At 71.8% G+C, this 8379-nt stretch carries 9 protein-coding genes; 8 read left to right on the forward strand and 1 reads right to left on the reverse strand.

Annotation, left to right across the window (positions count from 1 at the left end; translation table 11 throughout):
* The first annotated feature begins 33 nt into the window (after positions 1–33).
* From HW445_RS11475 to HW445_RS11510, 8 genes are all read left to right on the forward strand, one after another.
* Positions 34–711: a UbiX family flavin prenyltransferase gene (locus HW445_RS11475; RefSeq protein ID WP_180220924.1), complete on the forward strand. Its 678-nt coding sequence runs from the start codon at positions 34–36 to the stop codon at positions 709–711.
* Between the two features lie 123 nt (positions 712–834).
* A complete protein-coding gene (locus HW445_RS11480; RefSeq protein ID WP_151771858.1) occupies positions 835–1290 on the forward strand; it encodes an Lrp/AsnC family transcriptional regulator in 456 nt (151 codons plus the stop codon).
* Between the two features lie 166 nt (positions 1291–1456).
* On the forward strand, positions 1457–1981 hold the full coding sequence (locus HW445_RS11485; protein ID WP_180220925.1) for a GNAT family N-acetyltransferase: 525 nt from the start codon (positions 1457–1459) through the stop codon (positions 1979–1981).
* A gap of 118 nt (positions 1982–2099) precedes the next feature.
* On the forward strand, positions 2100–2360 hold the full coding sequence (locus HW445_RS11490) for a DUF4229 domain-containing protein (RefSeq protein ID WP_180220926.1): 261 nt from the start codon (positions 2100–2102) through the stop codon (positions 2358–2360).
* Positions 2361–2796: 436 nt separating this feature from the next.
* The gene (locus HW445_RS11495) at positions 2797–4110 is read left to right on the forward strand and encodes a dicarboxylate/amino acid:cation symporter (protein ID WP_180220927.1); all 1314 of its coding nucleotides are present in this window, start codon (positions 2797–2799) and stop codon (positions 4108–4110) included.
* 223 nt (positions 4111–4333) lie between these two features.
* On the forward strand, positions 4334–4921 hold the full coding sequence (locus tag HW445_RS11500; protein ID WP_180220928.1) for a TetR/AcrR family transcriptional regulator: 588 nt from the start codon (positions 4334–4336) through the stop codon (positions 4919–4921).
* Between the two features lie 18 nt (positions 4922–4939).
* Positions 4940–7114 carry an MMPL family transporter gene (locus HW445_RS11505; RefSeq protein WP_180220929.1) on the forward strand — a complete coding sequence of 725 codons (2175 nt, stop codon included), beginning with the start codon at positions 4940–4942 and terminating at the stop codon, positions 7112–7114.
* 200 nt (positions 7115–7314) lie between these two features.
* Positions 7315–7968, forward strand: a complete 654-nt coding sequence (locus tag HW445_RS11510; protein ID WP_180220930.1) for a TetR/AcrR family transcriptional regulator — start codon at positions 7315–7317, stop codon at positions 7966–7968.
* Positions 7969–8017: 49 nt separating this feature from the next.
* Here the strand turns inward: HW445_RS11510 and HW445_RS11515 are convergent.
* Positions 8018–8379: MaoC/PaaZ C-terminal domain-containing protein (locus HW445_RS11515; protein WP_257231006.1), on the reverse strand; the 362-nt coding region annotated here is incomplete at its 5' end.

Here is an 8379-nt window from a genome sequence, read left to right on the forward strand (position 1 = left end):
GGAGTCGTCGGACCCCGCCGGTAGGCTCGGAGTGTGAACGCAGGGGAAAAGCGGCGGAATCCTTGGATCGTGGGGGTCTCCGGGGCGTCGGGCACGCCGTACGCGGCCGCGGTGTTGCGCGGGCTGCTCGAAGCGGGGGAGAGCGTCGACCTGATCGTCAGCCGGGCGTCGCGGCTGACCCTGCTCGACGAGACCGGGATCTCCTTCCGCGACGCCCACTGGCGGGACGACCTGCGGAGCTGGCTGGCCATGGGGGCCGACGGCAAGCCCGACACCTTCGAGGCCCGGACGGACGACGTCCGGTACTGGCCGGCCGGGGATCTCGCCGCCGGCCCGTCCTCCGGCTCGTACCCGGCCCGGGGGATGCTGATCGTGCCGGCCTCCACCGCCTGCGTGGCGGGGGTGGCGCTCGGTCTCTCCAAGGACCTGCTGCAGCGCACCGCCGGTGTGACGCTCAAGGAACGCCGGCCGCTGGTGGTCTCCGTGCGGGAGACCCCGCTCAACGGGCAGACGCTGCGGCATCTGGTCACGCTGGACGACGCGGGTGCGAGCGTCGTCCCGGCCTCCCCCGCCTTCTACGCGGGCGCCACCCACATCCAGGACCTGGTCGACTTCGTCGCCGGCCGCGTACTCGACGCGGCGGGTGTCCCGCACACCCTCTACCGCCGGTGGAAGGGCGGACTCGGCGAGGCGAGGACCGCCGGGATCTGACCACCGGCCGCCGTCGGACCCGTCGACGGCCCGTCGCCGACGTACGCATCGATCACATACGCGCAGATCCAGTTCAGCAGATCCACCTCAGCTGATCCACCTCACCGGAAGGCAATCGATCGCATGGACGCCGTGGACAGGCAGCTCATCCAGGCTCTCAGGGAGAACGGACGGGCCTCCTACGCGGAACTCGGACGCCTCGTCGGTCTGTCGGGGCCCAGCGTCACCGACCGCATCAACCGGCTGGAGGCGGCCGGGGTCATCACCGGTTACCGGGCCACCGTCGACGCGGCCTCGCTCGGCCTCGGCGTCACCGCGCTGATCGGCATCTCGCTCTCCGACGCCGCCGACCACGAGGACGTGGCCAAGCGGCTCAAGGAGCTTCCGGAGATCGAGGACTGCTGGTTCATCGCGGGCGACGACAGCTACATGCTGAAGGCGCGGGCGAAGGACGTGGACGGGCTGGAGCGGATCATCCGCAGGCTGTCCGGCACCGACGGGGTGTCCCGGACCCGCACCACCATCGTGCTCTCCACCAAGTGGGAGAACCGGGTGGGAGAGCTTCCCGAGGAGGTCTGACCCGCCTCTCCGCGACCACCGGTCCGCGGTGGGTGCGGCGGGCGACCCCCGCTCCCGCCTCCCGCCGTGGCCTGGTGGGCGGCCCGCGCACGGCGGCCCGGTTCCCCGGCGTCCACCCCGTGGAATCCGCTTGAACCGCGAGAAGGGTAATGGTTAGTCTCCAGTCATGACCCTTACTTTCACGTTCGACCCGGCCGTCACCCCCGCTCTCCGCGACGGGGTTCTCGACCTCTGGGCCGACGTGACCAACGCCGGCGGCGCCGTCGGCTTCGTGCCGCCGGTGACGCGTGACGACATCCGCCCCGCGCTGGTCAAGCAGCTCACCCAGGTCGCCGACGGCACCGCGCGGCTGCTCGTCGGCCAGGACGACGAGGGGCGGGTGCTGGCCACGGGCTTCCTCGCGTACAACACCCACCGGCTGATGAAGCACTGGGTGATGGCCTACACCGTGATGGTCCACCCCGCCCACCAGGGCAAGGGCTACGGCCGCGACCTGATGGCCGCGCTCGCCGACGCGGCCCGGGGCCTGGAGGGCATCGAGGCCGTCCGGCTCGGCTGCCGCGGCGGCCTGGGGCTGGAGCACTTCTACGCCTCCTGCGGCTACAAGGAGGTCGGCCGCGTGCCGGGCGCCATCCGGGTGGCCCCGGGGGACGACCGTGACGACATCACCATGTACCTGCCGCTGCACTGAGGCCGGCTCCGGCGGCCCCCGGGACCGGGCGGCCGGACCGCCCCGCCCGCGGGACCGGTCCGCCGTCGTGTTTCACTGGACGGCAGTGCCTTCGTTGGACGGAAGAGTGGGTTTTGAGATGCTCCGCTACACACTGATGCGCTTCGGCATCTTCGTGGGCTGCCTCGCGGTGGTCTGGGGTGGTGTCTACGCGGGCCTGCTGCCGAGCGCCGTCGGCGACTCCAACGGCGTGTGGATCATCCTGCTCGCGCTGGTGCTCTCCGCTCCGATCAGCTTCGTCGTGCTGCGCGGCGAGCGTGACCGCGCCTCGGTGCAGATCGTCGAGCGGATGGAGCGCGCCAAGGTCAACCTGGAGCTCAACCGCTCCCAGGAGGACTGACGCCCGCCCGCGTCGACGCCCGCCCGCGTCGACGCCTCCCGCTCGACGCGACCCGCGTCAGCGCCTCCCGCAACCAAGTGCCCCGGCTCCCTCAGGAGTTGGGGCACTTGCCGTTTATCGGGTCAGAACGCGTTTCACCTCACAAAGAAAGGCTTTGGGCCTCTCAAAGCTTTGCTGTTAACGTATGGGCATGACGTCAGCAGCCGCGCCCCTCACGCCGCAGAGCCTCGTGCTCGTGGCGCGCCTGCACGTGGACCTCTGCCGTCGCGTCGTCGCGGCGTGTCGGCTCTGACCCGAGTCCGAGCCCTGGCCTCCACCTCCACGCGGCGCTGCTGACCGATTCCGGGGCGCCGCCGTTCAGCGTTCTTCACCCCTCTCCCCGCCACCGCGCGCGTCCCCACGACGGAGTGTGTCCGTGTCCGAGAACACGAATGCCGTGAGCAAGCCGAAGCGCTCGCTCAAGGTGCCCTTCTGGGTCCAGATCGTCGCCGGTCTGGTCCTCGGCGTCCTGCTGGGCTGGCTGGCCCGCAGCCAGGACCTGACCTGGCTGGTCACCACCCTCGACAAGATCGGCGGAACGTTCGTCCAGCTGCTGAAGCTGGCCGTCGCCCCGCTCGTCTTCTTCGCGATCCTGGTGTCCATCACCAACCTGCGGAAGGTCAACAACGCCGCCCGGCTGGCCTCCCGCACGCTGCTGTGGTTCCTCATCACCTCCCTGATAGCCGTGGTGATCGGCCTCGCCATCGGTCTGATCACCAACCCGGGCGCCGGAACCGGCCTCACCCCGAAGGACGGCGCCAAGCCGGAGAGCCAGGGCAGCTGGCTCGACTTCCTGACCGGGATCATCCCGACCGACGTCATCACGCCGTTCACCGAGCTGAACGTCCTGCAGATCGTCTTCATGGCCGCCGTCGCCGGCATCGCCGCCCTCGCCATCGGCGAGAAGGCGCAGCCCGTCCTCGCCTTCAGCGAGTCGGTGCTGGAGCTGCTGCAGAAGGCGCTGTGGTGGGTCATCCTGCTCGCCCCGATCGGCACCGTCGGCCTCATCGGCCGCGCCATCGCCACCTACGGCTGGGACCTGATCGGCAAGTACGCGACCTTCACCGCCGACGTCTACATCGGCTGCGCGCTGGTCATGTTCGGCGTCTACCCGCTGCTGCTCGCCACCGTCGCCAAGGTCAGCCCCGTCCAGTTCTTCAAGGGCGCCTGGCCGGCCATCCAGCTCGCCTTCGTCTCCCGCTCCTCGGTCGGCACCATGCCGCTGACCGTCAAGGTCGTCGAGCGCCTGGGCGTCCCGCGTGAGTACACCTCCTTCGCCGTGCCGTTCGGCGCGACCACCAAGATGGACGGCTGCGCCGCCATCTACCCGTCGCTGGCCGCGATCTTCGTGGCGCAGATCTTCGACATCCAGCTGGGCCTCCAGGAGTACCTGCTGATCGCGTTCGTCGCGGTCGTCGGCTCCGCCGCCACCGCCGGTCTGACCGGCGCCACGGTGATGCTGACGCTGACCCTGTCCACGCTGGGCCTCCCCCTGGAGGGCGTCGGCCTGCTGCTGGCCATCGACCCGATCCTGGACATGATGCGCACCGCCACCAACGTGGCCGGCCAGGCGCTGGTGCCGGTGATCGTCGCGGCCCGGGAGAACATCCTCGACCGCGACGCCTACCGCGGCGCCTCCTCCTCGCCGCTCGAGGAGGACGAGCCGGAGGTCCGCGACCGCGCCCCCGAGCCGGTGGCCGCCCCCGCCTGACCGGGCCGCCGCCTCCCACGGCGAACCTTCGGACCCCCTCCGCCCTGCCGGGCGGAGGGGGTCCTTCGCGTCGTCCGTCACCCCCGCCGTACCGGCGTGAGGCCGGGGTGAGGTCGATGTGAGGCCCGGTGTGAGGCCGGTGTGCGGACGACGTGAGCCAACACACATCGTGTCGACTGTCCGAACGGTCAGATCTGACCGTTCGGACAGTTACCGTGGGTGCATGGCACGCACGTCCAGCGGTCTGCACGAGCGGTTGCTCGCCTCCGCCCTGCGCCTGTTCGTCTCCCGCGGCTTCCGCGGCACGTCCCTCGCGGACATCGCCGCCGACGTGGGCTGCTCCAAGGCGTCCTTGCTCTACCACTTCAGCAACAAGGAGGCGATCCTCACCGAGCTGCTGATGCCGGTGGGCAACGAGGTCTTCGCACTCGACGAGCGGTTGTCGGAGCTGGACGGCGAGGAGGCCGCGCTGACCGCGGTCCACTCCTTCGTCGGCATCACCCTGCGGTTCCGCCGCGAGATCAAGCTGCTCTTCGACAACCTCGCCGACGTGTCCTGCCTGCCCGACCTGGGCGTGGAGACGATGGACGGCATCCGTGACCGGCTGGTCGACGCGGTGGCCGGCCGTTCCGCCGAGCCGCGGGACCGCATCGCCGCCCTGATGGCGCTCGGCGGGATCTTCGCCACCGGCGCCGCCGACCTGCCGTACGACGACCTGACCCTGCGCGAGGCGCTGCTCACCGGCGCGCTCCGCACACTCAACCTCGATCCCGGCCGCACCGTCCGGGATGCAGAGCCCGGGAAGAACTAGAAGAAGGGCCCCTTTCCCATGGCGACCTTGCTCTACCGGTTGGGCCGCGCGTGCTTCGGCCGCCGCGGCCTGGTGGTGGCCGTATGGCTGCTGCTGCTCGCCCTGATGGGAGGTGCCGCGGCGGCCTTCATGGGGGAGACCACCAACGCGTTCCGCATGCCGGGGACCGAGTCCCAGCATGCGATGGACTCCCTGAAGAAGCAGTTCCCGCAGGCCGCGGGCACCACCGGTTCCGTGGTGATCACCTCCGACGACAAGCTCACGCCGCAGGACGTCGCGCCGGTGGTGAAGGACGCGGCCGCGATACCCGGCGTGGTGGCCGCGATGGACCCGTTCCAGATGCAGTCGGTCTCGCCCGACGGGCGGTACGCGCTGGTCCAGGTCCAGTTCAAGGACGAGATCGCGGACATCACCGACAAGCAGCGCGACGCCTACGCCGAGCTGCCCGAGACCTACGACGGCGAGGGCGGCACCGTCCGCGTCGAGGTCGGCGGCGAACTCGCCCAGACCCCGCCGGAGATCGGCTCCACCGAGGCGATCGGTGTGGCGATCGCCGCCGTGGTCCTGGTGATCACCTTCGGTTCGCTGGTCGCCGCCGGCATGACCCTGCTCAACGCCCTGGTGGGCGTGGGCGTCGGCATGGCCGGGCTGTACGCCCTGACCGGCTTCGTCGAGCTCAACAGCACCAGCCCGGTGCTGGCGCTGATGCTGGGCCTGGCCGTCGGCATCGACTACTCCCTCTTCATCACCTCCCGCTACCGGCAGTTCCTGGTCGAGGGCGTGGAGCGGCGCGAGGCGGCCGGACGGGCCATCGGCACCGCGGGCTCCGCGGTGGTCTTCGCCGGCGCCACGGTGGTCATCGCGCTGGCCGGCCTGTCCGTCGTCGGGGTGCCGTTCCTGTCCGCGATGGGCCTGGCCGCCGCGGCCACCGTCGCGGTGGCCGTGCTGGTCGCGCTCACCCTGCTCCCGGCGGTGCTCGCCTTCGCCGGCGACAAGATCCTGCCGCACAAGCTGCGCAGCACGGTGGCCGAGAAGGGTGGGGCCGAGGTCGAGCAGGGCTTCGGCTACAGCTGGGGCCGCATGGTGCTCAAGCTGCGGATCCCGATCCTGCTGGTCGGCGTCGTCGGTCTGGGCGCGCTGACGCTGCCCGCCCGCGACATGCACCTGGCCCTCCCGGACGCCGGTACGGCCGCCGTGGAGACCACCGAGCGGCAGGCGTTCGACCTGACCGCCGAGGGCTTCGGCCCCGGCTTCAACGGCCGCCTGATGGCCGTCGTCTCCGGTGACGGCCCGGCCGCCACCAAGGCGGCCGTCGAGGACGTCGCCGCGCTGGTCCAGGACGTCAAGGGCGTCGCGGCCGTCGCGCCGCCGCAGTTCAACCAGGACGGCACGACCGCGCTGGTCGCGGTGGTCCCGACCACCGGCCCGACCGACCCGGCCACCGAGGACACCGTCCACGCCATCCGCGGCAAGGTCGCCGACGTCCAGGGCGCCGACGTCGCCCTGACCGGCATCACCGCCATCGGCATCGACATCTCCGAGAAGCTGGCGGACGCGCTGCCGGTCTACCTGCTCCTGGTGGTCGGCCTCTCCGTCCTGCTGCTGATGCTGGTGTTCCGCTCGGTCCTGGTGCCGGTGAAGGCCGCGCTCGGCTTCCTGCTCACCGTCGGCGCCACCTTCGGCCTGACCACGGCGGTGTTCCAGGACGGCCACCTCGCCGACCTGATCGGCGTGGACACGCCGGGGCCGCTGGTCAGCTTCCTGCCGATCATCCTCATCGGCATCCTCTTCGGCCTCGCCATGGACTACGAGGTGTTCCTCGTCTCCCGGATGCGCGAGGACTTCGTCCACGGCGACACCCCCCGCCAGGCCACCGTCAACGGGCTCGGCCACAACGCGCGGGTGGTGACGGCCGCGGCGCTGATCATGACGGCCGTCTTCGCCGGCTTCGTCTTCGCGCACGACCCGATCATCAAGTCCGTCGGCTTCGCCCTCGCGGTCGGCGTGGTGGTCGACGCGTTCGTCGTCCGCATGACGCTGGTGCCGGCGGTCATGTCGCTGCTGGGCCGCGGTGCGTGGTGGCTGCCGAAGTGGCTGGACCGTGCGCTGCCGGACCTCGACATCGAGGGGGAGAAGCTCCGTCACGCGCTGGACGGGACGGCTCCCGACCGGGAGAAGGTCGCGGTCGGCTGACGCCGCGTCGTGCTCGCGGGGCCCCGGCGGATTCCGCCGGGGCCCCGTCGCGTGCCGGGGCGCGGGGGGCTCGGGGGTGCGGGAATGCCGGGCGCCGGGCCCCTGGCGTGGGGTGTGGGTGCCCGCTGCCCGCTGTCGGCTGTCGGCTGTCGGCTTGAACGAGGGGTTCCGGTGGGCGGGCGGCGGCATAGGGTGGCCGCATGGTTGGAGGAGCGGTGCGGACCCGTCGCCTGCCACGGGCAGAGCGCGAACGACAGATGATGGACGCCGCCGTCCAGGTCTTCGGCCGCCGGGGCTACCGGGGCGCGTCGATGGACGAGGTGGCCGAACTGGCGGGCGTGTCCAAGCCGTTGGTGTACCTCTACCTGAATTCCAAGGAAGACCTCTTCACGGCCTGCATACGCCGGGAGGCGAAGGCGCTGACGGACGCGGTCCGCGCGGGCGTCGCCGGCTCCGGGCTGGCCGCGGACCGCCAACTCTGGCAAGGGCTGCACGCGTTCTTCCGCCACACCGCGGAACACCCGGACGGCTGGGCCGTGTTGCACGTCCAGGCCCGCACGCACGGCGAGCCGTTCGCCGCGGAGGTGGCGGCGCTGCGGAAGGAACTGGTCGCGCTCGTCACGCGGTTGATCGCGGTGGGGGCGAGGGCGGCGCACCAGGACCCCGACCTGCCGGAGCGGGAGGTCGCGGGGCTGGCCGAGGCGCTGGTGGGAGCGGCGGAGTCGCTGGCGGCGTGGGCCAACGCCACGGAGGGGGTCTCGGCGCGGCAGGCGGCCGCGACGCTGATGAACTTCTCCTGGGCCGGCCTCGCCAACCTCACCACCGGCCGCCCCTGGCTCCCGCCCCCCGCCTGACCGCCGGCCCGCCTGACCGTTCGCCCGGCACCCAGGGACCCCGGGAACTTCAGTGCGGGGTGGCCTCGCCCTCCAGGTGGAGGTGGTCGGGACCGCGGAGCTCGAAGCGAGGACCGGCCGCGGCGTAGGTCACCCGGCCCGGCAGCAGCACCGGCGCCTTGAACCGCACCGCCACGTCCACCGCGTCCGGCACCCCGAACGCCGCCACGGACCGCGCCGCCGTCCACATGCCGTGGGCTATCGCCCGGGGGAACCCGAAAAGCCGTGCCGTCGCCGCCGTGAGGTGGATCGGGTTCCGGTCCCCGGACGCGGCCCCGTACCGCCGTCCCAGGTCACCGGGGAGCCGCCACTCGGCCACCGAGGGCAACCGCTCACGCTCCTCGGGCGACCCGCCGCGCGCCCCGGCCCCGG

The organism is Streptomyces sp. UH6 (assembly GCF_013421635.1).
Classification (GTDB): domain Bacteria; phylum Actinomycetota; class Actinomycetes; order Streptomycetales; family Streptomycetaceae; genus Streptomyces; species Streptomyces abyssomicinicus.

Excerpts from the sequence above, each read along its gene's own strand:
- HW445_RS11505 (WP_180220929.1), top strand. The coding sequence starts at position 4,940 with ATGGCGACCTTGCTCTACCGGTTGGGCCGCGCGTGCTTCGGCCGCCGC.
- HW445_RS11500 (WP_180220928.1), top strand. The coding sequence starts at position 4,334 with ATGGCACGCACGTCCAGCGGTCTGCACGAGCGGTTGCTCGCCTCCGCC.
- HW445_RS11485 (WP_180220925.1), top strand. The coding sequence starts at position 1,457 with ATGACCCTTACTTTCACGTTCGACCCGGCCGTCACCCCCGCTCTCCGC.
- HW445_RS11480 (WP_151771858.1), top strand. The coding sequence starts at position 835 with ATGGACGCCGTGGACAGGCAGCTCATCCAGGCTCTCAGGGAGAACGGA.
- HW445_RS11510 (WP_180220930.1), top strand. The coding sequence starts at position 7,315 with ATGGTTGGAGGAGCGGTGCGGACCCGTCGCCTGCCACGGGCAGAGCGC.
- HW445_RS11490 (WP_180220926.1), top strand. The coding sequence starts at position 2,100 with ATGCTCCGCTACACACTGATGCGCTTCGGCATCTTCGTGGGCTGCCTC.